Annotated in this window: 35 protein-coding genes and 1 other annotated feature; all 35 genes read right to left on the reverse strand. The window is 45.5% G+C overall.

The window, feature by feature from the left end; all coding sequences use genetic code 11:
- Nucleotides 1–27 precede the first annotated feature (27 nt).
- On the reverse strand, nucleotides 28–213 hold the full coding sequence (rpmD, locus tag KQI_RS0120780; RefSeq protein ID WP_007432566.1) for a 50S ribosomal protein L30: 186 nt from the start codon (nucleotides 211–213) through the stop codon (nucleotides 28–30).
- Nucleotides 214–225: 12 nt separating this feature from the next.
- Nucleotides 226–723, reverse strand: a complete 498-nt coding sequence (rpsE, locus tag KQI_RS0120785; protein ID WP_007432567.1) for a 30S ribosomal protein S5 — start codon at nucleotides 721–723, stop codon at nucleotides 226–228.
- A gap of 27 nt (nucleotides 724–750) precedes the next feature.
- A complete protein-coding gene (gene rplR / locus KQI_RS0120790; protein ID WP_010348806.1) occupies nucleotides 751–1,119 on the reverse strand; it encodes a 50S ribosomal protein L18 in 369 nt (122 codons plus the stop codon).
- A gap of 115 nt (nucleotides 1,120–1,234) precedes the next feature.
- Nucleotides 1,235–1,777 carry a 50S ribosomal protein L6 gene (rplF, locus tag KQI_RS0120795; RefSeq protein WP_010348807.1) on the reverse strand — a complete coding sequence of 181 codons (543 nt, stop codon included), beginning with the start codon at nucleotides 1,775–1,777 and terminating at the stop codon, nucleotides 1,235–1,237.
- A 33-nt stretch (nucleotides 1,778–1,810) separates the two neighbouring features.
- Nucleotides 1,811–2,209, reverse strand: coding sequence for a 30S ribosomal protein S8 (gene rpsH / locus KQI_RS0120800; protein WP_007432570.1), 399 nt, complete (start codon nucleotides 2,207–2,209; stop codon nucleotides 1,811–1,813).
- Between the two features lie 32 nt (nucleotides 2,210–2,241).
- Nucleotides 2,242–2,427, reverse strand: coding sequence for a type Z 30S ribosomal protein S14 (locus KQI_RS0120805; RefSeq protein ID WP_010348808.1), 186 nt, complete (start codon nucleotides 2,425–2,427; stop codon nucleotides 2,242–2,244).
- Nucleotides 2,428–2,502: 75 nt separating this feature from the next.
- Entirely contained in the window at nucleotides 2,503–3,048 is a 546-nt protein-coding gene (gene rplE / locus KQI_RS0120810) for a 50S ribosomal protein L5 (RefSeq protein WP_007432571.1), read from the reverse strand.
- A 31-nt stretch (nucleotides 3,049–3,079) separates the two neighbouring features.
- A complete protein-coding gene (gene rplX / locus KQI_RS0120815) occupies nucleotides 3,080–3,433 on the reverse strand; it encodes a 50S ribosomal protein L24 (RefSeq protein ID WP_007432572.1) in 354 nt (117 codons plus the stop codon).
- 36 nt (nucleotides 3,434–3,469) lie between these two features.
- The gene (gene rplN, locus KQI_RS0120820; RefSeq protein ID WP_007432573.1) at nucleotides 3,470–3,838 is read right to left on the reverse strand and encodes a 50S ribosomal protein L14; all 369 of its coding nucleotides are present in this window, start codon (nucleotides 3,836–3,838) and stop codon (nucleotides 3,470–3,472) included.
- A 34-nt stretch (nucleotides 3,839–3,872) separates the two neighbouring features.
- Nucleotides 3,873–4,136, reverse strand: coding sequence for a 30S ribosomal protein S17 (rpsQ, locus tag KQI_RS0120825; RefSeq protein WP_007432574.1), 264 nt, complete (start codon nucleotides 4,134–4,136; stop codon nucleotides 3,873–3,875).
- A gap of 50 nt (nucleotides 4,137–4,186) precedes the next feature.
- Nucleotides 4,187–4,384, reverse strand: coding sequence for a 50S ribosomal protein L29 (gene rpmC, locus KQI_RS0120830; protein ID WP_007432575.1), 198 nt, complete (start codon nucleotides 4,382–4,384; stop codon nucleotides 4,187–4,189).
- Nucleotides 4,374–4,808, reverse strand: coding sequence for a 50S ribosomal protein L16 (gene rplP, locus KQI_RS0120835; RefSeq protein WP_007432576.1), 435 nt, complete (start codon nucleotides 4,806–4,808; stop codon nucleotides 4,374–4,376). Before rplP ends, rpmC begins: the two co-directional genes overlap by 11 nt.
- A 2-nt stretch (nucleotides 4,809–4,810) precedes the next feature.
- Nucleotides 4,811–5,476 (reverse strand): 30S ribosomal protein S3, encoded by a 666-nt coding sequence (rpsC, locus tag KQI_RS0120840; RefSeq protein ID WP_007432577.1) that lies wholly within the window; start codon nucleotides 5,474–5,476, stop codon nucleotides 4,811–4,813.
- Nucleotides 5,477–5,489: 13 nt separating this feature from the next.
- Entirely contained in the window at nucleotides 5,490–5,822 is a 333-nt protein-coding gene (gene rplV / locus KQI_RS0120845) for a 50S ribosomal protein L22 (RefSeq protein ID WP_007432578.1), read from the reverse strand.
- A gap of 35 nt (nucleotides 5,823–5,857) precedes the next feature.
- Entirely contained in the window at nucleotides 5,858–6,136 is a 279-nt protein-coding gene (rpsS, locus tag KQI_RS0120850) for a 30S ribosomal protein S19 (protein ID WP_007432579.1), read from the reverse strand.
- A 72-nt stretch (nucleotides 6,137–6,208) separates the two neighbouring features.
- Nucleotides 6,209–7,039 carry a 50S ribosomal protein L2 gene (gene rplB, locus KQI_RS0120855; RefSeq protein WP_010348809.1) on the reverse strand — a complete coding sequence of 277 codons (831 nt, stop codon included), beginning with the start codon at nucleotides 7,037–7,039 and terminating at the stop codon, nucleotides 6,209–6,211.
- Between the two features lie 30 nt (nucleotides 7,040–7,069).
- Nucleotides 7,070–7,360 (reverse strand): 50S ribosomal protein L23, encoded by a 291-nt coding sequence (gene rplW, locus KQI_RS0120860; protein ID WP_007432581.1) that lies wholly within the window; start codon nucleotides 7,358–7,360, stop codon nucleotides 7,070–7,072.
- Entirely contained in the window at nucleotides 7,360–7,983 is a 624-nt protein-coding gene (gene rplD / locus KQI_RS0120865; protein WP_007432582.1) for a 50S ribosomal protein L4, read from the reverse strand. The genes rplW and rplD overlap by 1 nt, the downstream gene beginning before the upstream one ends.
- A gap of 26 nt (nucleotides 7,984–8,009) precedes the next feature.
- Nucleotides 8,010–8,633 carry a 50S ribosomal protein L3 gene (rplC, locus tag KQI_RS0120870; RefSeq protein WP_010348812.1) on the reverse strand — a complete coding sequence of 208 codons (624 nt, stop codon included), beginning with the start codon at nucleotides 8,631–8,633 and terminating at the stop codon, nucleotides 8,010–8,012.
- Nucleotides 8,634–8,665: 32 nt separating this feature from the next.
- On the reverse strand, nucleotides 8,666–8,974 hold the full coding sequence (gene rpsJ, locus KQI_RS0120875) for a 30S ribosomal protein S10 (RefSeq protein ID WP_006676490.1): 309 nt from the start codon (nucleotides 8,972–8,974) through the stop codon (nucleotides 8,666–8,668).
- 339 nt (nucleotides 8,975–9,313) lie between these two features.
- Nucleotides 9,314–10,504 (reverse strand): elongation factor Tu, encoded by a 1,191-nt coding sequence (tuf, locus tag KQI_RS0120880; RefSeq protein ID WP_010348813.1) that lies wholly within the window; start codon nucleotides 10,502–10,504, stop codon nucleotides 9,314–9,316.
- A gap of 94 nt (nucleotides 10,505–10,598) precedes the next feature.
- On the reverse strand, nucleotides 10,599–12,677 hold the full coding sequence (fusA, locus tag KQI_RS0120885; RefSeq protein ID WP_010348814.1) for an elongation factor G: 2,079 nt from the start codon (nucleotides 12,675–12,677) through the stop codon (nucleotides 10,599–10,601).
- 47 nt (nucleotides 12,678–12,724) lie between these two features.
- Nucleotides 12,725–13,195: a 30S ribosomal protein S7 gene (rpsG, locus tag KQI_RS0120890; protein WP_007432586.1), complete on the reverse strand. Its 471-nt coding sequence runs from the start codon at nucleotides 13,193–13,195 to the stop codon at nucleotides 12,725–12,727.
- Between the two features lie 50 nt (nucleotides 13,196–13,245).
- Nucleotides 13,246–13,668 (reverse strand): 30S ribosomal protein S12, encoded by a 423-nt coding sequence (gene rpsL, locus KQI_RS0120895; protein WP_007432587.1) that lies wholly within the window; start codon nucleotides 13,666–13,668, stop codon nucleotides 13,246–13,248.
- A 143-nt stretch (nucleotides 13,669–13,811) separates the two neighbouring features.
- A complete protein-coding gene (locus tag KQI_RS0120900) occupies nucleotides 13,812–14,063 on the reverse strand; it encodes a ribosomal L7Ae/L30e/S12e/Gadd45 family protein (protein WP_007432588.1) in 252 nt (83 codons plus the stop codon).
- 220 nt (nucleotides 14,064–14,283) lie between these two features.
- Complete coding sequence (rpoC, locus tag KQI_RS0120905; RefSeq protein ID WP_010348815.1) at nucleotides 14,284–17,898, reverse strand: DNA-directed RNA polymerase subunit beta'; 3,615 nt, start codon at nucleotides 17,896–17,898, stop codon at nucleotides 14,284–14,286.
- 139 nt (nucleotides 17,899–18,037) lie between these two features.
- Nucleotides 18,038–21,583, reverse strand: a complete 3,546-nt coding sequence (gene rpoB, locus KQI_RS0120910) for a DNA-directed RNA polymerase subunit beta (RefSeq protein ID WP_010348816.1) — start codon at nucleotides 21,581–21,583, stop codon at nucleotides 18,038–18,040.
- A 342-nt stretch (nucleotides 21,584–21,925) separates the two neighbouring features.
- Complete coding sequence (locus KQI_RS0120915; RefSeq protein WP_010348817.1) at nucleotides 21,926–22,540, reverse strand: class I SAM-dependent methyltransferase; 615 nt, start codon at nucleotides 22,538–22,540, stop codon at nucleotides 21,926–21,928.
- Between the two features lie 148 nt (nucleotides 22,541–22,688).
- Nucleotides 22,689–23,054, reverse strand: a complete 366-nt coding sequence (gene rplL / locus KQI_RS0120920; RefSeq protein WP_010348819.1) for a 50S ribosomal protein L7/L12 — start codon at nucleotides 23,052–23,054, stop codon at nucleotides 22,689–22,691.
- A 68-nt stretch (nucleotides 23,055–23,122) separates the two neighbouring features.
- Nucleotides 23,123–23,626, reverse strand: a complete 504-nt coding sequence (rplJ, locus tag KQI_RS0120925) for a 50S ribosomal protein L10 (RefSeq protein ID WP_010348820.1) — start codon at nucleotides 23,624–23,626, stop codon at nucleotides 23,123–23,125.
- Between the two features lie 73 nt (nucleotides 23,627–23,699).
- Nucleotides 23,700–23,851: a sequence feature (ribosomal protein L10 leader region), on the reverse strand.
- A 68-nt stretch (nucleotides 23,852–23,919) separates the two neighbouring features.
- Nucleotides 23,920–24,612 (reverse strand): 50S ribosomal protein L1, encoded by a 693-nt coding sequence (gene rplA, locus KQI_RS0120930; RefSeq protein WP_007432594.1) that lies wholly within the window; start codon nucleotides 24,610–24,612, stop codon nucleotides 23,920–23,922.
- Between the two features lie 87 nt (nucleotides 24,613–24,699).
- A complete protein-coding gene (gene rplK, locus KQI_RS0120935) occupies nucleotides 24,700–25,125 on the reverse strand; it encodes a 50S ribosomal protein L11 (RefSeq protein ID WP_007432595.1) in 426 nt (141 codons plus the stop codon).
- Between the two features lie 73 nt (nucleotides 25,126–25,198).
- Nucleotides 25,199–25,732, reverse strand: a complete 534-nt coding sequence (gene nusG / locus KQI_RS0120940; protein WP_007432596.1) for a transcription termination/antitermination protein NusG — start codon at nucleotides 25,730–25,732, stop codon at nucleotides 25,199–25,201.
- Between the two features lie 22 nt (nucleotides 25,733–25,754).
- Nucleotides 25,755–25,946 (reverse strand): preprotein translocase subunit SecE, encoded by a 192-nt coding sequence (gene secE / locus KQI_RS0120945; RefSeq protein WP_010348821.1) that lies wholly within the window; start codon nucleotides 25,944–25,946, stop codon nucleotides 25,755–25,757.
- Nucleotides 25,947–25,966: 20 nt separating this feature from the next.
- Nucleotides 25,967–26,116: a 50S ribosomal protein L33 gene (gene rpmG, locus KQI_RS28120; RefSeq protein ID WP_023990562.1), complete on the reverse strand. Its 150-nt coding sequence runs from the start codon at nucleotides 26,114–26,116 to the stop codon at nucleotides 25,967–25,969.
- Between the last annotated feature and the right edge of the window lie 46 nt (nucleotides 26,117–26,162).

Here is a 26,162-nt window from a genome sequence, read left to right on the forward strand (position 1 = left end):
ATTATTGTTAAAATGCTTTGTTTTTTCTTAAGCTTCGATTTCTTTAACAGAAACCAAATGGCTAACTTTATTAATCATCCCGCGAATGGCTGCATTATCTGGTTGAACTACTTTATGGTTGATTTTACGCAAGCCGAGCGTCTTAACAGTCGTTCTCTGAGTACCAGGACGGCCGATCAACGAACGAACGAGGGTAATTTCTAATTTCGCCATGATATTCCCTCCTTAGCCCAGCAGCTCTTCGATGGATTTGCCACGCAATTTTGCAACTTCTTCAGCGCGTTTCAAGCGGGACAAACCTTCCAAAGTCGCATTGACCATATTCATGGAATTCGAAGAACCCAGAGATTTTGTCAAGATATCACCTACACCAGCAAGCTCCAGTACAGCACGCACTGGACCACCAGCGATAACCCCAGTACCTTCCGATGCCGGTTTCAACAGAACCCGGCCAGCACCGAACTTACCTGTAACAAGGTGAGGAATTGTTGTGCCTACGAGTGGAACGTGAATCAGGTTTTTCTTAGCATCTTCAATACCTTTGCGAATCGCATCAGGTACTTCGCCAGCTTTACCGATTCCAGCGCCTACCCAGCCGTTGCCGTCGCCCACTACTACCAGAGCACTGAAGCTAAAACGGCGTCCGCCTTTGACAACTTTAGCTACACGGTTAATATTTACTACTCTTTCAGTCAGTTCCAAAGTATTCGGATCTACACGCAAGTCGTTAACCTCCTTTTGAGAAATGTCTTAGAATTCAAGGCCTGCTTCGCGAGCTGCATCAGCCAAAGCTTGAATTCGTCCATGGTACAAGTATCCACCACGGTCAAATACGATGTTAGCATGACCTTTTTCTTTTGCACGTTTAGCAACGAGTTCGCCAACCTTACGAGCTGCTTCAACACTACCACCGCTTTTGATTTCGCTGCTCAGTTCTTTATCCATAGTGGATGCAGATACCAATGTTACACCAGCTACATCATCAATCAGTTGTGCGTAGATATGCTTGGAAGAGCGGAACACGTTCAGACGAGGACGTACAGCCGTACCTTCGATTTTTTTACGTACACGCAGATGTCTTCTGACACGTGCTTTATTTTTATCTTGTTTTGTAATCATCTCAAGTTTTCACTCCCTTCAGTTTGCCTTTTAAAGCTTTATACTAAGACGCACTGGGTAAAAAAGAAGTACGAAGTCTTTCCTGCAGAAAGACCGCACAAAGTCGGTAAGAAACTTATTTCTTCTTACCGGCTTTACCTTCTTTACGGATGATGCGCTCGCCTTCGTATTTAATCCCTTTACCTTTGTACGGTTCAGGTTCACGAACGGAACGAATTTTAGCAGCGTATGCACCTACACGCTCTTTATCAATTCCGCGAACGATGATTTTAGTGTTCGAAGGAACTTCGAATTCGATGCCCGCTTCCGGTGTGATTTCAACCGGGTGAGAGTATCCAACGTTCAGAACGATTTTATCTCCGGATTTGCTTGCACGATATCCGACCCCAACCAGCTCCAGAGATTTGGAAAAACCTTCAGTTACACCACTTACCATGTTGCTAACAACGCTGCGGGTTGTTCCATGCAAAGAACGGTGAAGTTTATTGTCCGAAGGACGAACTACATTAATTTCATTGTTTTCCACAGTAACGGACATGTCTTTGTGAAGCTCACGAGTCAATGCTCCTTTAGGACCTTTAACTGTGATCACTGTGTTGTTCAAAGTTACGTCAACACCACTTGGTACTGTGATTGGTTTACGACCAATACGGGACATATCTGTTGCACCTCCTATCTTTTAAACGTTATCTTACCAAACGTAGCAAACCACTTCTCCGCCGGCTTTGGACTGACGTGCTTCTTTATCAGTCATGATACCTTTGGATGTTGAAATGATTGCGATCCCGAGTCCACCCAGAACGCGTGGAATCTCATTGCTCTTCGTGTAAACGCGAAGACCTGGTTTACTGATTCTTTTCAAACCTGTAATAACACGCTCGTTGTTCGCACCGTATTTCAAGAAAATACGGATGATCCCTTGTTTGCTATCTTCAACAAATTCCGCATCACGAATGAATCCTTCACGTTTCAGGATGTCGGCGATTTGTTTTTTCATTGTAGATGCAGGCATTTCTACTGTTTCGTGACGAACTGTGTTCGCGTTACGAATACGAGTAAGCATATCTGCAATTGGATCAGACATAGTCATTGTGTATAAACCTCCTTCCCAAACAGGACTTTTTACCAGCTTGCTTTTTTCACGCCAGGAATCTGGCCTTTATAAGCTAATTCACGGAAGCAAATTCTGCAGATCTTAAACTTTTGCAGTACCGAATGTGGACGACCACAACGCTCGCAACGAGTGTAAGCACGAACTTTAAACTTTGGTGCGCGTTGTTGTTTGACTTTCATTGAAGTTTTTGCCACTTAGCCTGACACCTCCTAAATAGTTTCGGAGAACAGGGGTCCTTTAAATCAGACGCCCAAAACGTTATGCCAACATTACTTTGCGAAAGGCATGCCCAGCTGAGTCAGAAGCTCACGGGACTCTTCGTCAGTTTTGGCAGTCGTTACGATAACGATGTCCATACCACGAACTTTATCAACTTGATCATACTCGATTTCCGGGAAGATCAACTGTTCTTTCAGACCAAGCGTGTAGTTACCACGTCCGTCAAAAGCTTTTGTTGATACACCATGGAAGTCACGTACGCGAGGAAGCGTAATGTTGAACAATTTGTCCAAGAAATAATACATACGCTCGCCACGAAGTGTTACCTTAACACCGATTGGCATGTTTTCACGCAATTTAAAACCTGCAATAGATTTTTTAGCGCGAGTGATAACTGGTTTTTGACCAGCAATCAGCTGCATGTCATTGAGAGCTGAATCAAGCACTTTGGAGTTTTGAACTGCGTCGCCAACACCCATGTTGATTACAACTTTCTCGATTTTAGGCACTTGCATCACTGTTGTATAGTTGAACTTCTGCATCAAAGCAGGAGTGATTTCTTTCAAGAAACGTTCTTTCATTCTTGTTGTTGCCATGAATCATAGTCCTCCTTTCTTTAAAAAATAATTAGTCGATCACTTCGCCTGAACGTTTTGCAATACGCACTTTTTTTCCGTTGTCCAATACTTTGTAACCAATACGAGTTACTTTTCCGCTCTTCGGATCAATGTGCATAACGTTGGAAACGTGAATCGGAGCTTCTTTCTCGATGATGCCGCCTTGTGGATTCAGCTGATTAGGCTTCTGGTGTTTTTTAATCATGTTAACACCTTCCACAAGCACACGGTTTTGACGAGGGTAAGCAGCGATAACGCGACCTTTTTTACCTTTATCTTTACCTGTAATCACCAGAACAGTATCGTCCTTTTTGACGTGCAGCTTGTTGTTGTGGGATTCCAGAACTTTTTTCACTTTTGGCATTTCGTACACCTCCTACGGGCACATTTTAAGGTGAATTTAGATCACTTCCGGAGCCAAGGAAACGATTTTCATAAAGTCCTTGTCACGAAGTTCGCGAGCAACTGGTCCGAAAATACGAGTACCACGTGGGCTCTTGTCTTCTTTAACGACCACTGCTGCGTTCTCATCAAATCCGATGTAGGAACCGTCTTTACGGCGGATAGAACGTTTAGTACGAACGACAACCGCTCTTACTACATCACCCTTTTTGACAACGCCGCCTGGTGTTGCTTGTTTTACGGAACAAACGATCAGGTCACCAATTTGAGCTGTACGACGTCCCGTACCACCGAGCACACGGATACACATCAGTTCCTTTGCGCCGGAATTGTCAGCCACAGTCAAACGTGTAAATGGTTGAATCATTTATTTATCCTCCTTTCGGAAAAACTACGCTACATTAGATTATAACAGCTTTTTCAACGATTTCGACCAGTCTCCAGTTTTTGTCTTTGGACAAAGGACGAGTTTCCATGATTTTAACTGTATCACCGATTTGTGCGGTGTTGTTTTCATCATGAGCTTTGAATTTTTTAGTCACTTTAATGCGTTTATGGTAGAGATCATGCTTTTTGTAAGTTTCTACAGCAATCACAATCGTTTTATCCATTTTGTCGCTAACTACTTTACCGACTAATACTTTACGGGCATTACGTTCGCTCATTGTTGGCCTCCTTCCTAATTACAGGCGGATTTCCCACCCGGTCTAATATCTTAGCTAATCCCAAGTTCTCTTTCACGGATCACAGTTTTAGCACGAGCAATTTCCTTACGCACAGCGCCGATCCGAGTCGGGTTATCAAGCTGACCGGTAGCGAGTTGAAAACGAAGGTTAAAAAGTTCTTCTTTAAAACCAGAGATCTTTTGTTCGATTTCAGCAGTGGTTAGGTTGCGGAATTCACTAGCCTTCATTTGCTTCACCACCCAATTCTTCACGTTTCACAAACTTAGTTTTGATTGGCAGTTTGTGAGCGGCAAGACGCATTGCTTCACGAGCAATCTCTTCCGGTACACCAGCAAGTTCAAACATGATCTTACCTGGTTTCACTACTGCAACCCATTTTTCTACGTTACCTTTACCACTACCCATACGAACCTCAAGAGGCTTTTGAGTAATTGGTTTGTCAGGGAAAATTTTAATCCAAACCTTACCACCACGTTTGATGTAACGAGTCATCGCAATACGAGCAGCTTCGATTTGACGGTTAGTGATCCATGCTGGTTCAGTAGCTTGCAAACCGTACTCACCAAAATTCAGTGTAGTACCGCCTTTTGCACGACCCTTCATGTGACCACGTTGTTGTTTACGATGTTTTACACGTTTAGGTACCAACATGATTAGTTGCCTCCTTCCTGAGGAGCTTGTTTCTTAGCTGGAGGAAGAACTTCTCCACGATAGATCCATACCTTTACGCCAAGACGGCCATAAGTAGTATGAGCCTCTGCTGTACCGTAGTCGATGTCAGCACGAAGCGTATGCAGTGGAACAGTTCCTTCGCTGTACCCTTCGGAACGAGCGATTTCGGCACCGCCAAGACGTCCGCCTACTTGAGTTTTAATTCCTTTTGCTCCGGAACGCATAGTTCTTTGAATTGCTTGTTTCAACGCACGACGGAAAGAAACACGACGTTCCAATTGTTGTGCAATGCTTTCAGCAACCAAAATTGCATCCAGTTCAGGATTTTTAATTTCAGAGATATTGATGTGTACCTTTTTACCGCCTGCAATTTTAGTGATTTCATTACGCAGGTTTTCAACTTCGGAACCACCCTTACCGATAACCATACCTGGTTTCGCAGTGTGAATCGTTACGTTGACGCGGTTAGCTGCTCTCTCGATTTCAACACGGGATACAGCGGAGTCTTTCAATCTTTTCTTCAAATGCTCACGAATCTTAACGTCTTCCAGCAAAAGATCACCGAAATCTTTGCCTGCATACCATTTGGATTCCCAATCACGAATAATACCGATTCGGAGTCCGACGGGATTTACCTTTTGGCCCACACGTTTTCCCTCCTTATTTTTCAGATACCACCAGAGTAATATGACTGGTGCGTTTATTGATGCGGCTTGCACGACCCATTGCACGCGGGCGGAACCGTTTCATTGTAGGACCTTGGTTTACGAAAACCTCAGATACTACCAATTTATTTACGTCCATAGAGTAGTTGTGATCTGCATTTGCGATCGCAGAATTCAACAATTTCTCAACGACTGGAGAAGCGGATTTCGGAGTGTGACGAAGAATTGCAATCGCCTCACCAACCTGCTTGCCACGAATCAAATCGATAACAAGTTTCACTTTGCGAGCGGAAATCCGCACGGATTTAGCATGTGCTTTTGCTTCCATTGAGTTACCTCCTCTCAAACACTACGCTGTGTTGATTATCTTCTTGTTTTCTTATCGTCATCCGTATGGCCTTTGTACGTACGCGTTGGAGCGAATTCGCCCAATTTGTGTCCGACCATATCTTCCGTTACGTATACTGGTACGTGTTTACGACCATCGTATACACCAAACGTATGTCCGATAAATTGTGGGAAAATCGTAGAGCGACGGGACCAAGTTTTGATCACGACTTTTTTGTCCGACTCGTTCAAAACCTCTACTTTTTTCAGCAAGTAACCATCAATGAATGGTCCTTTTTTGAGACTGCGACCCATTTATGAATCCTCCCTTCGTTAAAACGTTGCCGTTCCTTAAAATGTTAACGTGCGACTTAAGCGCACGTTTCATTACTTAGTACGACGACGAACGATGTATTTATCAGATGCTTTACCTTTTTTACGCGTTTTGTAACCAAGGGTTGGTTTGCCCCATGGAGACATTGGAGATTTACGTCCGATTGGAGCGCGACCTTCACCACCACCGTGTGGGTGATCGTTAGGGTTCATAACAACACCACGAACTTCAGGACGTTGTCCCAACCAACGACTACGACCGGCTTTACCGATCTTAACAAGTTCGTGGTCTTCGTTACCAACAGAACCGATTGTTGCGCGGCAAACTTTCAAAATGCGACGAACTTCACCAGAAGTCAAACGAATTGTTACATACTTCTCTTCTTTACCAAGAAGTTGGGCTTCCGTACCAGCAGCACGAACAAGTTGGCCACCTTTACCCGGTTTCAATTCGATATTGTGGATAACCGTACCTACTGGAATATTTTCCAATGGCAAGGAGTTACCGATTTTGATATCGGAATCCGGACCGGATACCACTTCGTCTCCTACTTTCAAACCTTTAGGAGCGATGATGTAACGTTTTTCACCATCCACATAGTGGATAAGTGCGATGTTGGACGTACGGTTCGGATCATATTCGATCGTAGCAACGCGGCCCGGTATTCCATCTTTGTTACGTTTGAAGTCAATAATACGGTATTTACGTTTGTGTCCGCCGCCTTGATGACGAACTGTAATTTTACCTTGGTTATTGCGTCCAGCTTGCTTGCTCAGAGGTGCCAGCAACGATTTCTCGGGCTGATTTGTTGTGATCTCCTCGAAAGTAGATACAGACATTGCACGTCTGGCCGGGGACGTTGGTTTATACTTTTTAATTGGCACTGAGTTTCCCTCCTTACTTTACAGTTTCAATTATACCGTTTCAAAAAACTCAAGCGGCTTACTGTCTTTGCTCAGCGTTACGAACGCTTTTTTCCACTCGCTCGTATAGCCGGAATGACGGCCGTAGCGTTTTGGTTTTGCAGGAACGCGAAGCGTATTTACGTTACTTACTTTCACGTTAAAGATCGCTTCGATTGCTTTTTTAATTTCGACTTTGTTAGAACGAATGTCAACCTCGAAAACGTATTTCAAGTCATTCATCATACCAGCCGTACGTTCAGTGATAACCGGACGTTTGATAATATCACGAGGATCCTTCATTACGCGAGCACCTCCTCTACCTTCTGAACTGCTTCCTTCGTAATGATCAGTTTGTCGTGTCCAAGCACGTCAAGAACATTAATGCCGTCTGCGGCTACAAACTTCACACCAGGAATATTACGAGCGGAAAGTGCAACATTATCATCATAGCTAGGAGCTACGATCAATGCTTTACGATCAGCTTTAAGGTTATTCAAAATGGCTGCGAATTCTTTCGTTTTAGGTCCGTTCAGTGTAAGAGCGTCCAATACGATAATTTCATTCTCAATCACTTTGGATGATAATGCTGATTTGATCGCCAGACGACGAACTTTTTTAGGCAATTTGTAAGCGTAACTGCGTGGAGTCGGACCGAATACAGTACCGCCACCAACCCATTGCGGTGCACGGATCGAACCTTGACGAGCACGGCCGGTACCTTTTTGTTTCCAAGGCTTACGTCCGCCGCCACGTACTTCAGAACGTCCTTTTACTTTGTGAGTACCTTGACGCAGGGAAGCCAATTGCATAACAACAGCGTCATGAAGAACGTGTTTGTTCGGCTCGATACCGAATACTGCATCGTTCAATTCAATTTCGCCTACTTGGCTGCCGCTAATATTTAAAAGTGCTACTTTTGGCATTTCGTGTTCCTCCTTTCTTCAGTCGTTTATTTTTTCACCGTTTCTAATACTTTAACGAAGCTGTTTTTAGGTCCTGGAATGGAACCTTTCACGAGCAATACATTACGTTCTGTATCGACTTTAACAACTTCAAGACGTTGAATGGTTACCGTTTCATTACCCATGTGTCCTGGCAGGTGTTTACCTTTAGGAACGCGGTTAGCTTGAATGGAGCCCATGGAACCTGGACCTCTGTGGTAACGCGAGCCGTGTGCCATTGGTCCGCGGCTTTGGCCCCAACGTTTGATAACGCCAGCAAAACCTTTACCTTTGGAAATACCTGTTACGTCAACGAATTCGCCTTCTGTGAAGACATCAGCCTTCAGTTCTTGGCCAACCTCGTACGCAGCAAGGTCGATGCCACGAAGTTCACGAACGTAGCGCTTAGGTGCAGTATTTGCTTTTTTCGCATGTCCTGCTTCAGGTTTATTGGATCTTTTTTCTTTTTTATCAGAGAAACCGAGTTGAATCGCTTCGTATCCATCGTTTTCCTGATCTTTCTTTTGCAGAACAACACAAGGTCCCGCTTCGATAACCGTAACAGCAAGCACGTTACCTTCAGGGGTAAACACTTGAGTCATTCCGAGTTTTTTTCCTAAGATACCTTTCATGTTGACACCTCTTTTCTTTTCCTAATCACATATTACAATTTAATTTCGATATCTACACCGGACGGCAGGTCCAAGCGCATCAAGGCATCCACAGTTTGTGGAGTCGGGTTAACGATGTCGATCAGACGCTTGTGTGTGCGCATTTCGAATTGTTCCCGGGAATCCTTGTACTTGTGTACCGCACGGAGAATGGTAATAACTTGTTTTTCAGTTGGCAGCGGAATTGGTCCGGATACACCAGCGCCCGAACGTTTAGCTGTTTCAACAATTTTCTCAGCGGATTGATCAAGAATTCTGTGATCGTAAGCTTTCAAACGAATACGAATTTTTTGCTTTGCCATTTTAGTCCCTCCTTCTATCGCCCAATTTGGTATCGGACATACTCCGTGAAAATTTTCCGACAACCCTCCCATGGCAAAGGGGCCGGGTGTGTCAGTAACCTCTCACATCATCGCACAGTCACAAACAACATTAGTTATTATATCTAATAGTTCTGCCCATTGCAAGCAAAAACGAAAAAACAATGTATCTTATTTTGAAAAAGATACAATTGCGCTCGCAGCTCACCATTTATTCAAGAGAAAAGCCCCCGCACCAGGGCAGGGGCTCGTTTTGCTTCGTTCCAACACAATGTTACTCGTTCCAGTACAATGTTGCTATGTTTAAGGCTCGCAGCCTTATTATTTGGAGATTGTTGCTACAGCACCGGCTCCAACTGTACGACCGCCTTCACGAATGGAGAACTTAGTTCCTTCTTCAATCGCGATTGGGTTGATCAGTTGAACAGTAACCGTGATGTTGTCACCAGGCATAACCATTTCGGAACCTTCTGGCAACGTGATGATGCCAGTTACGTCAGTTGTACGGAAGTAGAACTGTGGACGGTATCCAGTGAAGAAAGGTTTGTGACGTCCACCCTCTTCTTTAGTCAAAACGTAGATTTGAGCAGAGAATTCTGTATGTGGGTTAACAGAACCTGGTTTAGCCAATACTTGGCCGCGCTCGATTTGTGCACGATCTACACCGCGAAGCAATGCGCCGATGTTGTCACCAGCTTGAGCGGAGTCAAGCAATTTACGGAACATTTCTACGCCTGTTACTACGGATTTACGGGATTCTTCTTGAATACCGATGATTTCGATTTCGTCGCCCACTTTAACAGTACCACGCTCTACACGGCCTGTAGCAACTGTACCACGACCAGTGATGGAGAATACGTCCTCGACAGGCATAAGGAAAGGCTTGTCAGTGTCGCGTTCTGGAGTTGGGATATAAGTGTCGATTGTTTCGAACATTTCAACGATTTTCTTAGCCCAGTCGCCTTCTGGGTTTTGCAGTGCTTCACGAGCGGAACCACGAGTGATTGGAGTGTCGTCGCCTGGGAAGTCATATTCGCTCAGCAAGTCGCGAACTTCCATTTCAACCAGTTCCAACAGCTCTTCGTCTTCAACCATGTCGCATTTGTTCAGGAATACAACGATGTAAGGAACGCCTACTTGACGGGACAGCAGGATGTGTTCGCGAGTTTGTGGCATTGGGCCGTCAGCTGCGGATACAACCAGAATCGCTCCGTCCATTTGAGCAGCACCAGTGATCATGTTTTTAACATAGTCGGCGTGACCTGGGCAGTCAACGTGTGCGTAGTGACGGTTAGGTGTTTCATATTCCACGTGTGCTGTGGAGATTGTGATACCGCGTTCGCGCTCTTCTGGAGCTTTATCGATTTGGTCGAATGCTACAGCAGCACCACCGTAAGTTTTGGACAATACAGTTGTGATTGCAGCAGTCAAAGTTGTTTTACCATGATCGACGTGACCAATAGTACCGATATTAACGTGCGGTTTGTTACGTTCAAACTTAGCCTTTGCCATTTGAACAATTCCTCCTCAATAACATGTTTTATTTTTAGGCTGTCGGATACTTTTTGGAAAAACCTTGAGTATACCGATCAGCTGATACATTGTATTACTCGCCGCCTTTAGTTTTGGCAACGATCTCTTCAGCAATGCTCTTCGGAACTTCTTCATAATGAGAAAGCTCCATGGAGAACACGCCGCGTCCTTGCGTACCGGAACGAAGTGTTGTCGAGTATCCAAACATCTCGGACAAAGGTACCTTCGCACGAATGATCTGAGCTCCACTGCGGGAGTCCATACCTTCAATCCGTCCGCGACGGGAGTTCAACATACCCATTACGTCACCCATGTATTCCTCAGGAACCGTTACTTCAACTTTCATAATCGGCTCAAGCAATACTGGTTTACATTTGTCTTTCGCTGCTTTCAGCGCCATTGAACCGGCAATTTTAAACGCCATTTCGTTGGAATCGACATCATGGTATGATCCATCCACGATTGTAGCTTTAACGTCCACAAGCGGGAAGCCTGCAATAACGCCGTTTTTCATTTGTTCCTCAATACCGGCAAGAGCAGGTGCAATGTACTCTCTAGGAACAGAGCCACCGACAACCTTGCTTTCAAACTGGCTACCAGTACCTGCTTCGAGAGGCTCGAACTCAACCCATACGTGACCGTATTGACCACGACCACCAGATTGTCGAACGAATTTTCCTTCGACACGCGCTGGAGCACGGAACGTTTCACGGTAAGCAACCTGTGGTTTACCCACATTGGTTTCCACCTTGAACTCACGACGCATACGATCGATGATGATGTCAAGGTGAAGCTCACCCATACCTGCCAAGATGGTTTGACCAGTTTCTTCGTTAGTATGAGCACGAAGAGTTGGATCTTCTTCGGTCAATTTACCGAGTGCAACAGACATCTTATCTTGGTCAGCTTTGGTTTTAGGCTCAACCGCGATTTCGATAACCGGATCAGGGAAATTCATGGACTCGAGAATAACTGGATTCTTCTCATCACACAGTGTATCACCTGTACCTGTATCTTTCAAACCTACGGCTGCCGCAATATCACCGGAGTAAACTTCAGTGATTTCTTGACGGCTGTTCGCGTGCATTTGAAGAATACGTCCGATACGTTCGCGCTTGCCTTTTGTTGCATTCAATACGTATGAACCGGATTGAAGCACACCGGAGTATACGCGGAAGAATGTCAGCTTACCAACGTAAGGATCCGTCATGATTTTGAAGGCCAATGCGGAGAAGGGCTCTTCATCGGAAGAGTGACGCTCAACTTCCGTACCGTCTTCCAAATGTCCTTGAATACTTGGCACGTCAGTAGGAGCTGGCAAGTAGTCGAGAACAGCATCCAGCATCAGCTGAACACCTTTGTTACGGTAAGAAGATCCACAGATAACTGGGAAGATTTTAACTTCTACAACACCTTTACGGAGAGCGGCTTTAATTTCGGCAACCGAAATTTCTTCGCCTTCCAGATATTTCATTGTCAATTCTTCGTCCAGTTCAGCAACCTTCTCGATCAATTCATTACGGAGTTCTTCAACTTGATCTTTGAATTCCGCAGGAATTTCGGTTTCTTCGATATCTTGACCAAGATCATCTTTGTACATATGAGCTTTTTGTTCAACGATATCGATGATACCAGTAAAATCATTTTCTGCACCGATTGGCAATTGAATCGCAACTGCGTTCGCTTGAAGGCGATCACGCATGTCGGAGACAACATTCAAGAAGTCGGCACCAATGATATCCATTTTGTTTACATATGCGATCCGTGGAACGCCGTAACGATCAGCCTGTCTCCATACGGTTTCTGACTGAGGCTCAACGCCTTCTTTCGCACTGAAAACACCAACTGCTCCGTCCAATACACGAAGGGAACGTTCAACTTCAACAGTGAAGTCAACGTGCCCCGGGGTGTCGATGATATTGACGCGGTGACCTTTCCAGGCAGCGGTCGTCGCAGCGGAAGTAATCGTGATTCCGCGCTCTTGTTCTTGTTCCATCCAGTCCATTGTCGCAGCGCCTTCGTGAACTTCACCGATTTTGTGCGTACGGCCTGTGTAGAACAAGATCCGCTCTGTTGTTGTGGTTTTACCCGCGTCAATATGAGCCATGATCCCGATATTACGTGTATTTTTCAAGGAGAACTCTCTTGCCATGAAATGGGTCTCCCTTCAAAATTGAAGTTATTTTTTTAAGCTGAATCCTACCAACGATAGTGAGCAAACGCTTTGTTCGCTTCAGCCATTTTGTGTGTGTCTTCACGTTTTTTCACGGAAGCGCCTGTGTTGTTGGAAGCATCGATAATCTCAGCCGCCAAACGCTCTTCCATTGTCTTCTCGCCGCGGTTGCGGGAGTAGTTTACGAGCCAACGTAATCCCAGGGACGTACGTCTTTCTGGTTTTACCTCGATTGGTACTTGGTAGTTGGCACCGCCGACACGGCGTGCTTTAACTTCCAGGACTGGCATGATATTCTTAATAGCTGCTTCAAAAACTTCCATCGGGTCATTCCCCGTACGTTCTTGGATAAGCTTGAACGCATTGTACAGAATGCTTTGAGCAACGCCTCGTTTTCCGTCGAGCATGATGCGGTTGATCAAGCGGGTAACCAACTTGCTGTTGTATACCGGATCTGGCAACACGTCTCTTTTGGTAACTGGACCTTTGCGTGGCATGGATATCCCCCTTTCTTACATGTTAAACCTGCATACGCGGTTTATATTCATTAGGATTTTTTAGCTTTAGGGCGTTTTGCGCCGTATTTGGAACGAGCTTGCATGCGGTTGTTTACGCCTGCAGTATCCAAAGCACCGCGAACGATATGGTAACGCACACCCGGAAGGTCTTTTACACGACCGCCACGAATCAGCACTACGCTGTGTTCTTGAAGGTTATGTCCAATACCTGGAATGTAAGCAGTCACCTCTACACGGTTCGTCAAGCGAACACGAGCATATTTACGAAGTGCGGAGTTTGGTTTTTTCGGAGTCATAGTACCTACACGAGTGCACACTCCGCGTTTTTGCGGGGCACTGATGTCGGTAGCTTCACGTTTCAAGGCATTAAAACCTTTTTGCAAAGCCGGTGATTTCGATTTCTCGATTTTGGCTTGACGTCCTTTACGAACCAGTTGGTTAATAGTTGGCATGTTGGTTGCCACCCCCTTCCTCAATTTTTGCTGTTACTTTATAAACCCTATCTAAGCCCACAGACCCAGGCGGTTCATAAAAGAACAAATGAAAAGTCTTTGCCGCCAAGAATACAATTCTCTAGACAAAAACGTTCCTTACCCTATTGTTTTACGATAGCAGCCATTGCGGCCCCCACTTCAATCCCACATGCAGCTCCGAGATTTTTCATTGTGTCTACGAGAGTCACTTTGACTCCTTGCTTGTTGCACAAAGCAATGATGTTGGAAGTGAGACGCTGATCTGCGTCTTCTGCCACATATACTTCAGAGGCGAAGCCCAATTCTACCATACGAATGGTTTGTTTGGTACCGATTTTGACATGAGCATCTTGCAGTCCCTGTTCTTTAGACATATCTCATTCCTCCGAAAAGACCCAATAGCATATAGGCTGCTCACGCACCTTTGCTATATTAGCATTGACTATTAACAATGTCAAGACAATTATCAACTTATAATTCACTTGACCAAAGCTAGTACGTTCGTTTTTAGAAAAACACCGGAACACCACCCGCTGAAGCCTCTAAGCAAGACTCCAGCAAGGATAGGATGCCCCGGACCATTAATACTTTTTATCAATCAGCCGAAATTGGCTCAAGTTCCTCAGATGAGGATTGTTCCTCTTCTGGCTGGGCAAATTTCACACTACGGTAACGATTCATACCTGTTCCCGCAGGAATCAGCTTACCGATAATTACATTCTCTTTCAGACCAAGCAACTGATCGACCTTGCCTTTAATAGCAGCATCAGTCAGGACACGAGTAGTCTCCTGGAAGGAAGCTGCAGACAGGAAGGAATCAGTTTCCAGAGACGCCTTGGTAATACCGAGCAGAACCGGTTTGGCTACCGCAGGCTCCTGTCCGCTGAGAATCGCTATCTTATTCGCATTTTCATACTCATGCACATCAACAAAGGAACCTGGAAGCAGCGTCGTGTCACCCGCATCAATGATACGGATTTTACGCAGCATTTGACGAATCATAACTTCCACGTGCTTATCGTTGATTTCTACGCCCTGATTTCGGTATACACGTTGAACTTCCTGAAGGATATAGTTTTGTACCCCGCGAATACCTTTAATACGCAGCATTTCTTTAGGGTCGATCGAACCATCCGTCAGTTCGTCCCCGGCTTCAACAGTCATGCCTTCGCTTACACGCAGACGTGAACCATAAGTTACCGAGTAAGTTTTCGTTTCAGCTTCACCCTGAATGTCGATTTCACGACGGTCTTTACCTTCACGTACTTCTTTAACTATACCGTCAATTTCACTGATGGTTGCCTGACCTTTAGGATTACGCGCTTCGAAAAGCTCCTGGATACGAGGCAAACCTTGTGTAATATCGTCTCCTGCTACGCCGCCTGTGTGGAACGTACGCATGGTGAGCTGTGTTCCCGGTTCACCGATGGATTGCGCCGCGATAATACCAACCGCTTCACCAATCTCAACATGTTTACCAGTAGCCAGATTACGACCGTAGCACTTTTTGCAGACGCCATGTTTGGCGCGACAGCTTAGTACGGAACGAATTTGAACCTTCTCTACACCAGCTTTAACAATCGCTTCAGCTTTGTTGGAGTCAATCAGTTCGTTGCGTCTAGCCAAGATCTCTCCAGTCTCCGGATGACGTACTGTTTCGAAGCAGTAACGACCTTCCAGACGATCGTACAGGTCCTCAATTACTTCTTTGCCGTCCTGGATACGGCTTACTGTAAAGCCTTTATCCGTTCCGCAGTCATCTTCGCGCACAATAACATCCTGTGCCACATCAACGAGACGACGAGTCAGGTAACCAGAGTCAGCCGTACGCAGGGCTGTATCCGCCAAACCTTTACGTGCTCCGTGTGTGGAGATGAAGTACTCGAGTACTGTCAGACCTTCACGGAAATTCGATTTGATTGGGAGCTCGATAATACGACCGGATGGATTCGCCATCAGTCCACGCATACCGCCGAGCTGGGTAATCTGTGATTTGTTACCACGCGCTTTGGAGTCAACCATCATCATGATGGAGTTGTAGCGATCCATGGATTTCATCAAAATCTCTGTAATATCATCTTTAGCCTTGGACCAAATATCAATAATCCGGTCATAGCGTTCCTCGTTCGTAATCAGACCACGACGGTACTGATTTGTTACGACTTGTGCTTTATCGTCAGACGCTTTAAGAATATCCTGTTTCTCTTGAGGCACAACTACATCTGCCACGGCAACCGTCACACCTGCACGAGTAGAATACGTAAAGCCAAGCTGCTTGATCTTATCCAGAATTACAGCAGTTTCTGTCGTATGGTAAATCTCAAAGCAACGAGCGATGATATTACCAAGGTAATCCTTGCCCACCCCACCAGCTTGTGGAGCATTTTGGATGGCTTCAGTAAGATCTACACCTTTCTCGTAAACAAAGAACTCCTCCGCAGTACCATAAAGCAGGTTGGCACGAGTAGCGTCATTGATGTACGGGAAGCTTGCCGGGAAGATCTCATTAAAGATAATTTTACCCACTGTTGTAATCAACATTGCTTCCTGTTGCTTCTCTGTAAAGCTCGTTTTATTCAAAGCTTTAACTGGAATAGCTACACGAGCATGAAGACCCGCTGTACCGCGCTGGTAAGCCGAGATCGCCTCATTCGGGTTACGGAGGATCATGTTACTTCCTTCTTCTTCCTTGTTATCCATTGTCAAATAGAAAGAACCAAGGACCATATCCTGGGAAGGAGTAACAACAGGCTTGCCGTCTTTTGGATTCAAAATGTTGCCGGATGCCAGCATAAGCAGACGAGCTTCTGCTTGAGCTTCCGCAGACAACGGAACGTGAACCGCCATTTGGTCACCGTCAAAGTCGGCATTGTATGCCGTACATACGAGTGGGTGCAAACGAATCGCACGGCCTTCAACCAAAATCGGTTCAAACGCTTGAATACCCAGTCTATGCAGCGTAGGGGCACGGTTTAGAAGAACCGGATGCTCCTTGATTACTTCTTCGAGCACATCCCATACTTCTGCGCTAACACGTTCTACTTTGCGCTTCGCGCTCTTGATGTTGTGTGCCAGACCTTTATTCACAAGTTCTTTCATAACAAAAGGCTTGAACAGTTCCAGCGCCATTTCTTTCGGCAAACCGCATTGGTACATCTTCAAGTACGGACCTACTACGATAACAGAACGACCGGAGTAGTCAACACGTTTTCCGAGCAAGTTTTGACGGAAACGTCCTTGTTTACCTTTCAGCATGTGGCTGAGGGATTTCAAAGGACGATTACCCGGACCTGTAACAGGGCGACCACGACGACCGTTATCAATCAGAGCGTCAACAGCTTCCTGCAGCATCCGTTTTTCATTTTGCACGATAATATCTGGCGCACCCAGATCTAACAGGCGTTTCAGACGGTTATTACGGTTAATAACACGGCGATACAGATCATTCAGATCGGAAGTAGCAAAACGTCCACCATCCAGCTGTACCATTGGACGAAGCTCAGGAGGAATAACAGGCAATACGTCCATGATCATCCAATCCGGCTGGTTGCCAGAGTTACGGAACGCCTCAATAACTTCAAGACGCTTGATGGCACGGTTACGACGTTGTCCTTGAGCTGTACGCAGCTCTTCTTTCAGGAATTCCAGTTCTTTATCGATGTCCAAATCCTGAAGAAGCTTTTTAACTGCTTCAGCACCCATACCTGCCTGGAATCCGTATCCGTATTTTTCACGGTAGCTGCGGTATTCTTTTTCGGACAGAAGCTGTTTTTTCTCCAGTGGCGTATCTCCTGGATCAGTTACAACATAAGATGCGAAGTAAATGATCTCTTCGAGAGATCTTGGAGACATATCAAGAGCAAGACCCATACGGCTTGGAATGCCTTTGAAGTACCAAATGTGCGATACAGGGGCAGCCAACTCGATGTGTCCCATGCGTTCACGACGAACTTTAGCGCGGGTAACTTCTACACCACAACGGTCACAGACAACACCTTTATAGCGTACACGTTTGTACTTACCGCAATGACATTCCCAATCTTTCGTAGGTCCAAAAATTTTCTCGCAAAATAGTCCTTCTTTTTCCGGTTTAAGTGTACGATAGTTAATCGTCTCCGGTTTTTTGACTTCTCCGCGGGACCAAGAACGAATTTTTTCGGGGGAAGCAAGCCCGATTTTCATATATTCGAAATTGTTAACGTCCAACAAGGAGCAACCCTCCTTAACCAAATCCTGAGTTTTTAGGTTTGATACCGCCCGGCAGAACCGGGCGGTATCAAGAAGCCCATTCCATCCTAAAATGGATTAAGGCATATAACAAAGTTGATATGATTCAGTCGGCGACAAACTACTCTACGCCAACCTCAGAGCCTTCCAGATTCAAACTCAGCTTATCGCCAGTTGTATCATCTTCATCATCAAGCTCTCTCATTTCGATCTCTTGTTCATCTCCGGACAGAATCTTCACGTCCATCCCCAAGCTTTGCAGCTCTTTGATCAAGACCTTGAATGATTCAGGAACACCCGGTTCAGGGACATTTTCACCTTTGACGATGGATTCGTAAGTTTTAACACGTCCAACCACATCATCGGATTTCACAGTCAAAATTTCCTGAAGTGTGTACGCCGCGCCGTAGGCTTCGAGCGCCCATACTTCCATCTCCCCGAAGCGCTGACCACCGAATTGAGCTTTACCACCCAATGGTTGTTGCGTAACGAGAGAGTAAGGACCCGTAGAGCGGGCATGAATTTTATCGTCAACCATGTGTGCAAGTTTAATCATGTGCATGACACCAACAGTAACTTCACGTTCAAAACGATCACCTGTACGGCCGTCATACAACACAGTCTTACCGTTACGCTGCATACCTGATTCTTCCATGGTATCGAACACATCATACTCCTTAGCACCATCGAATACTGGCGTAGCCACATGAATACCAAGACGCATTGCAGCCATACCCAGATGGACTTCGAGCACCTGTCCGATGTTCATCCGCGAAGGTACGCCCAGTGGGTTGAGAACGACCTGTACCGGCGTACCATCCGGCAGGAACGGCATATCTTCCTCAGGCAAGATACGGGCAACGACACCCTTGTTACCGTGACGTCCAGCCATTTTATCGCCTTCGGAGATTTTACGTTTTTGAGCAATGTATACGCGTACCAGCTGGTTCACACCCGGTGGCAGCTCATCGCCATTTTCACGTGTAAACACTTTAACGTCTACAACGATTCCGTCTGTCCCGTGAGGAACTCTCAAGGAAGTATCGCGAACCTCGCGTGCCTTCTCACCAAAGATTGCATGCAAGAGACGCTCTTCGGCTGTCAGCTCAGTCACACCCTTAGGCGTTACTTTACCAACGAGAATGTCGCCTGCGGCGATTTCAGCACCTATGCGAATAATTCCGCGCTCATCCAGATTACGAAGCGCTTCTTCACCAACATTCGGGATATCACGAGTAATTTCTTCAGGTCCAAGCTTCGTATCGCGGGCCTCAGATTCGTATTCCTCGATATGGATCGAGGTGTATACATCCTCCTTAACCAGCTTCTCGCTCAGCAGGATCGCATCCTCATAGTTGTAACCTTCCCAAGTCATGAAGGCCACGACAACGTTACGTCCCAATGCCAACTCGCCCATCTCTGTGGAAGGACCATCTGCAAGAATATCGCCAACTTTGACAATATCGCCTCTGTTAACAATTGGACGCTGGTTGATGCATGTTCCTTGGTTAGAACGCATAAATTTGTGTAATTTATACTTAACAATGTCGCCTTTTACTTCAGCGCCATCTACAGTTTCAATACGGCGCAGCCAAATTTCATTAGCCGAAGAACGTTCGATTACCCCGTTGTACTTGGACACAACGCAAACACCGGAATCTTTTGCAGACTTATGCTCCATTCCTGTTCCAACCAAAGGAGCCTTTGGAATCAGGAGCGGGACAGCCTGCCGCTGCATGTTGGAACCCATCAATGCGCGGTTAGAGTCATCGTTCTCCAGGAACGGAATCAGTGCAGTTGCGACCGATACGACCTGTTTAGGTGATACGTCCATGTAATCAACACGGCTACTCGCCATTGGAATAATGTTATCAGACTGTTTGTTATAGCGGACAATGACGACTTCATCCTTAAAGGTGTTTTCCTCCGTCAATTCCGCATTTGCCTGGGCTACGATGTAGTTATCTTCTTCATCAGCAGTCAGGTAATCAATCTGATCTGTAACTTTTCCGGTTTTCGGATCTACCCAACGATAAGGAGCTTCGATAAATCCGTACTCGTTGATACGCGCGAAGGTAGACAAGGAGTTAATCAAACCAATGTTCGGTCCCTCCGGCGTCTCGATAGGACACATACGGCCGTAGTGACTCGGATGGACGTCACGTACTTCCATGCCCGCGCGCTCACGTGTCAAACCACCAGGTCCGAGTGCGGACAAACGACGTTTGTGTGTCAATTCAGCAAGCGGATTCGTCTGATCCATAAACTGAGACAGCTGGGAGCTACCAAAGAACTCTTTAATCGAGGCGATTACCGGACGTATGTTAATCAGCGCCTGTGGCGTAATTACATTGGCATCCTGGATCGACATTCTTTCGCGAACCACGCGTTCCATACGGGACAAACCGATACGGAACTGATTCTGGAGCAACTCACCTACAGAACGCAAACGACGGTTACCCAAGTGGTCAATATCGTCTGTGCTTCCGATTCCGTGAAGCAAGTTAATAAAATAACTGATGGAGGAAATAATATCGGCAGGCGTAATATTTTTAACCGATTTATCAATATTTCCGTTAGCAATCAGTTTTACAACTTTACCATCCTCAATTGGTGAGAATACGTCAATCGTTTGAAGCGGAATATCATTGCTTTCCAGTACGCCACTAGCAACATGATACGTACGGTGTCCAACCGATTCTTCCAGTTGGGCCAAAATCTCGTCCAACAGACGGCGGTCAACCATTTGTCCTGCTTCAGCGATGATTTCACCAGTTGTCGTATCAATCAGGGTCTCAGCAAGCCGTTGATTGAACAGACGGTTTTTGATATGAAGCTTTTTATTGATTTTGTAACGGCCTACGTTGGCCAGATCATAACGTTTTGGATCAAAGAAGCGTGCAACGAGCAAGCTCTTTGCATTATCCAGTGTAGGCGGCTCACCTGGACGAAGACGCTCATAAATTTCAATCAGCGCTTTCTCCGTAGAGTCTGTATTGTCTTTATCAAGCGTGTTACGGATATATTCGTCATTGCCGAGCAAATCCAAAATCTCAGCATCAGTGCCAAAGCCTAGCGCACGCAGCAACACCGTAACCGGAATTTTACGGGTACGGTCAATCCGGACATAGATAATATCCTTCGCATCCATCTCCAGCTCGAGCCAAGCCCCCCGGTTAGGAATTACCGTTGCGGTGTATGTTGTTTTCGCATTCTTATCGACTTTTGTGCTGAAATAGACGCTGGGAGAGCGAACCAACTGGCTGACAATAACCCGTTCCGCACCGTTAATAATAAACGTACCCGTTTCAGTCATCAGCGGGAAGTCTCCCATGAATACTTCCTGCTCTTTCACTTCCCCGGTCTCTTTATTAATAAGCCGGACTTTTACCCGAAGCGGTGCTGCATACGTCACGTCGCGTTCCTTTGCGTCGTCAACGGTATATTTAGGTTCTCCGAGAGAGTAATCGATAAACTCCAGAATCAGGTTTCCTGTGAAATCCTGAATTGGCGAAATATCCCGAAACATCTCCCGTAATCCTTCCTCCAAAAACCAATCATAGGATTTTTGTTGGATTTCAATCAGGTTCGGAACCTCGAGTACCTCATTAATACGTGCATAACTGCGCCGAGTGCGTCGACCATATTGAACAAGATGTCCTGCCAACTTAAACTCACCCCTCATGTCTACTCACTTTAAAAATACATTGCGAACCTCTGTTTGTGACCTTATAATAAGACACATACAGAAGATTCAATCTTACAAATACAGAAAAGCCCTTACTCGAATGCATTCGAAAAAAGAGCGACGTATCTGCAGAATCCTCTTACCGGAAGATCTTCATCACTTGTAGATTGCCCAAAATGATTATATTATACGTAATAGGGAGACATACTATACCCTTCTACGCATAAACCTATTGACATTTCAACAAACTAAAGCCATGGAGGGCATCCTAATACTGACATTTTATAATGATATCACAGACCAGGATTCAAGTCAATGGTCCTATTGCTTTTTTCCAAAACTTTTTTCAGCTTTTAAAATTCGATAACCTTTATCCTTCGTAACTTCCTCCACACAACCAAAAAGACTCTCGATTTTAGCACTCGCCGAAGGAGCTCCCTGCTTTTTCTGAATGACCACCCACAAAGCTCCACCTTCGTTTAAATGCTCATACGCCAACTCGAAAATGGCATGTACCGTTTCTTTTCCTGCACGTATGGGCGGATTCGTCAAAATTACGTCAAAATGCTGATGCTTTACCTCCGCGAACAAATCACTCTGCTTAATCGTGACATTTTTAATCTCATTTCGTTCTGTATTTTCTTTTGCCAGTTGAACGGCTCGTTCGTTAATATCAATCATTGTAACGTGGCCCTCTGGTACAAGCGTTGCTGCTGTCAATCCAATCGGTCCATACCCACATCCGACATCTAACACGGAGGCCTGTGGGGGAAGTTGCATCGCTTCAATCAGCACACGGCTGCCGTAATCAATCCCTTGCTTTGAAAAAACACCTGAATCACTGGCAAAACGGTATGTTCGTCCCCTTAGCACTGTCTCCAGACTCCGTCGTTCATGCGCCGCCTCTGGCCGTTTAGAGTAATAATGATCAGCCATTCATGACCACCTCTTTCGGTTGTAATACCATCATAGCCTTTGTCATCATGTTTCAGACATGCTGGTACTACCGTTTTACAGCAACAAACCCCTTGAAGATCACCTCAAGGGGTTTGTTTTAAAACATTGTCTGCTAGGTAGCAGTCAATTATTTTACTTCTACAGAAGCGCCTGCTTCTTCCAATTTTGCTTTAATGGATTCAGCTTCTTCTTTAGCGATTTTTTCTTTCAGTGGTTTTGGAGCGTTGTCAACCAGTTCTTTTGCTTCTTTCAGGCCAAGACCTGTGATTTCGCGAACTGCTTTGATAACGTTGATTTTGGAAGCGCCAGCGCTTGTCAAGATTACGTCGAACTCGGATTGCTCAGCTTCAGCTGCGCCACCTGCTGCGCCACCTGCTACAGCTACTGGAGCTGCTGCAGTTACGCCGAATTCTTCTTCGATTGCTTTTACAAGATCGTTCAGTTCCAATACGGACATACCTTTAATTGCTTCCAAGATTTGCTCTTTACTCATGGTTGAACCTCCATTTAAATTCGTATTTTTTTGTTCTTAACTGCTATACAGCAGGTTTAATCCTTAACTTATGCGCTTTGCTCTTCTTTTTCCGCAACAGCTTTAACTGCAAGCGCGAAGTTGCGCATAGGAGCTTGAAGCACGCTGAGGAGCATAGAAAGGAGACCTTCGCGGGATGGCAGTTCTGCCAGCGCTTTGATTTCCTCAACACCGATAACGCGACCTTCTACAACTCCGCCTTTCAGTTCGAGCGCATCGTTTCTCTTAGCGAAATCATTCAAGATTTTAGCTGCAGACACAGCATCATCTTTGCCGAACGCGATTGCAGTAGGACCTGTCAATACTGCGTCCAGTTCAGTCAATTCTGCTGCCGCAGTTGCGCGACGAAGCAGCGTGTTTTTCAGCACTTGAAATTCGATTCCGGCTTCGCGAAGCTGCTTACGCAGCTCAGTTATTTGGGCAACATTCAGACCGCGATAGTCCGCAACCACAGTCGTTACGCTCTCGCGTAATTTTGCAGCTACAACTTCCACAGCTTCTTGTTTTGCTTGAATCACCTTTGCATTTGCCAAACTGTACACCTCCTGATCAATTTATCCGCTCTGTTCGAAACACCGGATCCGGCAATCTCCCAAAGCTGCTTTCTTGAGCATGAAAAAAGCCTCCGTAGAGTACGAAGGCTTGATAAATCCACATGGACGGGACAAGCCCGTCACATGAAACGTTCTATCATAACACCTCGGTAGGAAATTAAGCCCGAAAGCACCTACTGTCTACGGTAAGCATATTCAACTTTAATGGTCAGTCACAAGGACTCACAACTTTTACAGAATAACAAATTCGATTGAACGTGTCAATCAAAATATTATCTGTAAACAGAAGCGTTCACACGTGCGCTTGGTCCCATAGTCGAAGAGATAGCGATGTTTTTCAGGTATACACCTTTAGCAGCCGCTGGCTTCGCACGGTTCAAGGCTTCAATCAAGGCTTTAAGGTTCTCGTTCAGTTGTTCAGCACTGAAGGAAGCTTTGCCGATTGGTGCGTGAATTTGACCTGCTTTGTCGAGACGGTATTCGATTTTACCGGCTTTAATTTCTTGAACAGCCTTGGCAACGTCGAAAGTAACTGTGCCTGCTTTAGGGTTAGGCATCAAACCTTTACCACCGAGCAAACGACCCAGTTTACCAACCTCACTCATCATATCAGGTGTCGCAACGCAGACGTCGAATTCGAACCAGCCTTGTTGGATTTTGTTGATCATATCTTGATCGCCAACAAAATCAGCGCCAGCCGCTTCCGCTTCTTTCACTTTGTCACCTTTTGCAAATACCAGAACGCGTTGTGTTTTACCTGTACCATGCGGCAGGACAACAACACCACGAACAGCCTGGTCTTGTTTACGGGAATCTACGCCCAGACGAACTGCTGCTTCAACGGTTTCGTCGAATTTAGCAGTTGCAGCCTTTTTCACCAGTTCAACGGCTTCCAAAGGCTCATAAGTTGCTTCGCTGTCAATCAGCTTAGCAGCTTCCAGGTACTTCTTACCATGTTTAGCCATTATGTTTTCCTCCTTATGTGGTATTAGCGGATATTCCTCCCACACTTGCCGGACAGTCAGACTGCCGACACACGTAGATTAATAAAATTAATCTACGATGGTGATACCCATGCTGCGAGCAGTACCTTCAACCATACGCATTGCCGATTCTACGGAAGCTGCGTTAAGGTCAGGCATTTTTTGCTCTGCAATTTGACGAACAGCAGCGCGATTTACAGTTGCAACTTTCGTTTTATTCGGTTCACCGGAACCTTTTTCGATTTTAGCAGCAACTTTCAACAGAACAGCAGCCGGTGGAGTTTTGGTGATGAACGTAAAAGAACGATCCTCAAATACCGAAATTTCAACCGGGATAATCAGGCCTGCTTGATCAGCAGTACGAGCATTGAACTCTTTACAGAATGCCATGATGTTGACACCTGCTTGACCCAAAGCTGGACCTACTGGAGGCGCTGGATTAGCTTTCCCTGCAGGAATCTGCAGTTTTACCATTTTAATTACCTTTTTTGCCATGGATGACACCTCCTTGACTCAATAGTGGTAGACGGACCTATTGATCCTCCCACAAGAAACCTGTAAGAAAAATCTATATTTTCTCCACTTGAGTATAATCCAACTCAAGCGGGGTTTCCCGTCCAAACATGTTAACGTGAACCTTAAGCTTACTCTTCTCAACCAAAATTTCTTCCACGGAGCCCACAAAATTCGCAAAAGGACCAACTTTAATTCGCACGGATTCCTTAACATCGAATTCAATCTTCGGTTTCGGCTCTACCATGCCCATATGCTTCAGAATCTGTTCAACTTCTTCCGGAAGCAATGGCGTCGGTTTGGAACCCGAGCCTGTCGACCCTACAAATCCCGTAACACCTGGTGTGTTGCGAACAACATACCAAGAGTCGTCGGTTTGGACCATTTCGACTAAGACATAACCAGGGTATACTTTACGCATAACGGTTTTTTTCTTACCGTCCTTGGTTACCAGTTCTTCTTCCATTGGAACAAGAACACGGAATATCTTGTCTTCCATGCCCATGGACTCAACGCGTTTTTCCAAATTGGCTTTGACTTTGTTCTCATACCCTGAATAGGTATGAACGACGTACCATCTTTTTTCCATACCAAGCCACCTGGAACCCTTCCTAGATAATCGCTTCGATTACAGCGGAAATGCCGATATCGAGAACCCAAAAATAAACCGTGATAAACGCAATCGTCCCAACGACAATCAGCGTATAGTTGGTCAGTTCTTTACGATTGGGCCAGCGAACCTTCTTGAGTTCAGCCCAGCTTTCAGAGAAAAAGGAAAACAGAGACTTGAAACTGCTTTTCACGCCGACTACACCTCCACAAACTATCTGGTTTCCCGATGAGAAGTCTGTTCGTTACAGGACTTACAGAATTTCTTCATCTCCATGCGGTCGGGGTGATTACGCTTGTTTTTCGTCGTTGTGTAATTTCTTTGTTTGCAAGTTGTACAAGCCAAAGTAATAATTACCCGCATGATGTGCACCTCCCGAAGACATCCAACACCGGAAGTCTCTTAATTG

The sequence above is a fragment of the Paenibacillus peoriae KCTC 3763 genome (assembly GCF_000236805.1).
Classification (GTDB): Bacteria; Bacillota; Bacilli; order Paenibacillales; family Paenibacillaceae; genus Paenibacillus; species Paenibacillus peoriae.

What these genes read in the sequence shown, in the direction of transcription:
- rplE (WP_007432571.1), bottom strand. Translation starts at nt 3,048, where the DNA reads ATGGCAACAACAAGAATGAAAGAACGTTTCTTGAAAGAAATCACTCCT.
- rplA (WP_007432594.1), bottom strand. Translation starts at nt 24,612, where the DNA reads ATGGCTAAACATGGTAAGAAGTACCTGGAAGCTGCTAAGCTGATTGAC.
- rplR (WP_010348806.1), bottom strand. Translation starts at nt 1,119, where the DNA reads ATGATTACAAAACAAGATAAAAATAAAGCACGTGTCAGAAGACATCTG.
- rplN (WP_007432573.1), bottom strand. Translation starts at nt 3,838, where the DNA reads ATGATTCAACCATTTACACGTTTGACTGTGGCTGACAATTCCGGCGCA.
- rplC (WP_010348812.1), bottom strand. Translation starts at nt 8,633, where the DNA reads ATGAAAGGTATCTTAGGAAAAAAACTCGGAATGACTCAAGTGTTTACC.
- KQI_RS0120900 (WP_007432588.1), bottom strand. Translation starts at nt 14,063, where the DNA reads ATGTCTAAAGAACAGGGACTGCAAGATGCTCATGTCAAAATCGGTACC.
- rpsG (WP_007432586.1), bottom strand. Translation starts at nt 13,195, where the DNA reads ATGCCACGCAAAGGTCCAGTTACCAAAAGAGACGTGTTGCCAGATCCG.
- rplD (WP_007432582.1), bottom strand. Translation starts at nt 7,983, where the DNA reads ATGCCAAAAGTAGCACTTTTAAATATTAGCGGCAGCCAAGTAGGCGAA.
- rpsL (WP_007432587.1), bottom strand. Translation starts at nt 13,668, where the DNA reads ATGCCAACTATTAACCAACTGGTTCGTAAAGGACGTCAAGCCAAAATC.
- rplF (WP_010348807.1), bottom strand. Translation starts at nt 1,777, where the DNA reads ATGTCCCGTATTGGTCGTAAACCAATCACAGTACCAAGTGGTGTTGAC.
- rpsQ (WP_007432574.1), bottom strand. Translation starts at nt 4,136, where the DNA reads ATGAGCGAACGTAATGCCCGTAAAGTATTAGTCGGTAAAGTAGTTAGC.
- rplK (WP_007432595.1), bottom strand. Translation starts at nt 25,125, where the DNA reads ATGGCAAAAAAGGTAATTAAAATGGTAAAACTGCAGATTCCTGCAGGG.
- rpmD (WP_007432566.1), bottom strand. Translation starts at nt 213, where the DNA reads ATGGCGAAATTAGAAATTACCCTCGTTCGTTCGTTGATCGGCCGTCCT.
- KQI_RS0120915 (WP_010348817.1), bottom strand. Translation starts at nt 22,540, where the DNA reads ATGGCTGATCATTATTACTCTAAACGGCCAGAGGCGGCGCATGAACGA.
- rplL (WP_010348819.1), bottom strand. Translation starts at nt 23,054, where the DNA reads ATGAGTAAAGAGCAAATCTTGGAAGCAATTAAAGGTATGTCCGTATTG.
- tuf (WP_010348813.1), bottom strand. Translation starts at nt 10,504, where the DNA reads ATGGCAAAGGCTAAGTTTGAACGTAACAAACCGCACGTTAATATCGGT.
- rpsS (WP_007432579.1), bottom strand. Translation starts at nt 6,136, where the DNA reads ATGGGTCGCAGTCTCAAAAAAGGACCATTCATTGATGGTTACTTGCTG.
- rpsJ (WP_006676490.1), bottom strand. Translation starts at nt 8,974, where the DNA reads ATGGCAAAGCAAAAAATTCGTATTCGTTTGAAAGCTTACGATCACAGA.
- nusG (WP_007432596.1), bottom strand. Translation starts at nt 25,732, where the DNA reads ATGGAAAAAAGATGGTACGTCGTTCATACCTATTCAGGGTATGAGAAC.
- rplV (WP_007432578.1), bottom strand. Translation starts at nt 5,822, where the DNA reads ATGGAAGCAAAAGCACATGCTAAATCCGTGCGGATTTCCGCTCGCAAA.
- rplX (WP_007432572.1), bottom strand. Translation starts at nt 3,433, where the DNA reads ATGCCAAAAGTGAAAAAAGTTCTGGAATCCCACAACAACAAGCTGCAC.
- rplW (WP_007432581.1), bottom strand. Translation starts at nt 7,360, where the DNA reads ATGAAGGATCCTCGTGATATTATCAAACGTCCGGTTATCACTGAACGT.
- rplP (WP_007432576.1), bottom strand. Translation starts at nt 4,808, where the DNA reads ATGTTGGTACCTAAACGTGTAAAACATCGTAAACAACAACGTGGTCAC.
- rpmG (WP_023990562.1), bottom strand. Translation starts at nt 26,116, where the DNA reads ATGCGGGTAATTATTACTTTGGCTTGTACAACTTGCAAACAAAGAAAT.
- rpmC (WP_007432575.1), bottom strand. Translation starts at nt 4,384, where the DNA reads ATGAAGGCTAGTGAATTCCGCAACCTAACCACTGCTGAAATCGAACAA.
- rpsH (WP_007432570.1), bottom strand. Translation starts at nt 2,209, where the DNA reads ATGACTATGTCTGATCCAATTGCAGATATGCTTACTCGTATTCGTAAC.
- fusA (WP_010348814.1), bottom strand. Translation starts at nt 12,677, where the DNA reads ATGGCAAGAGAGTTCTCCTTGAAAAATACACGTAATATCGGGATCATG.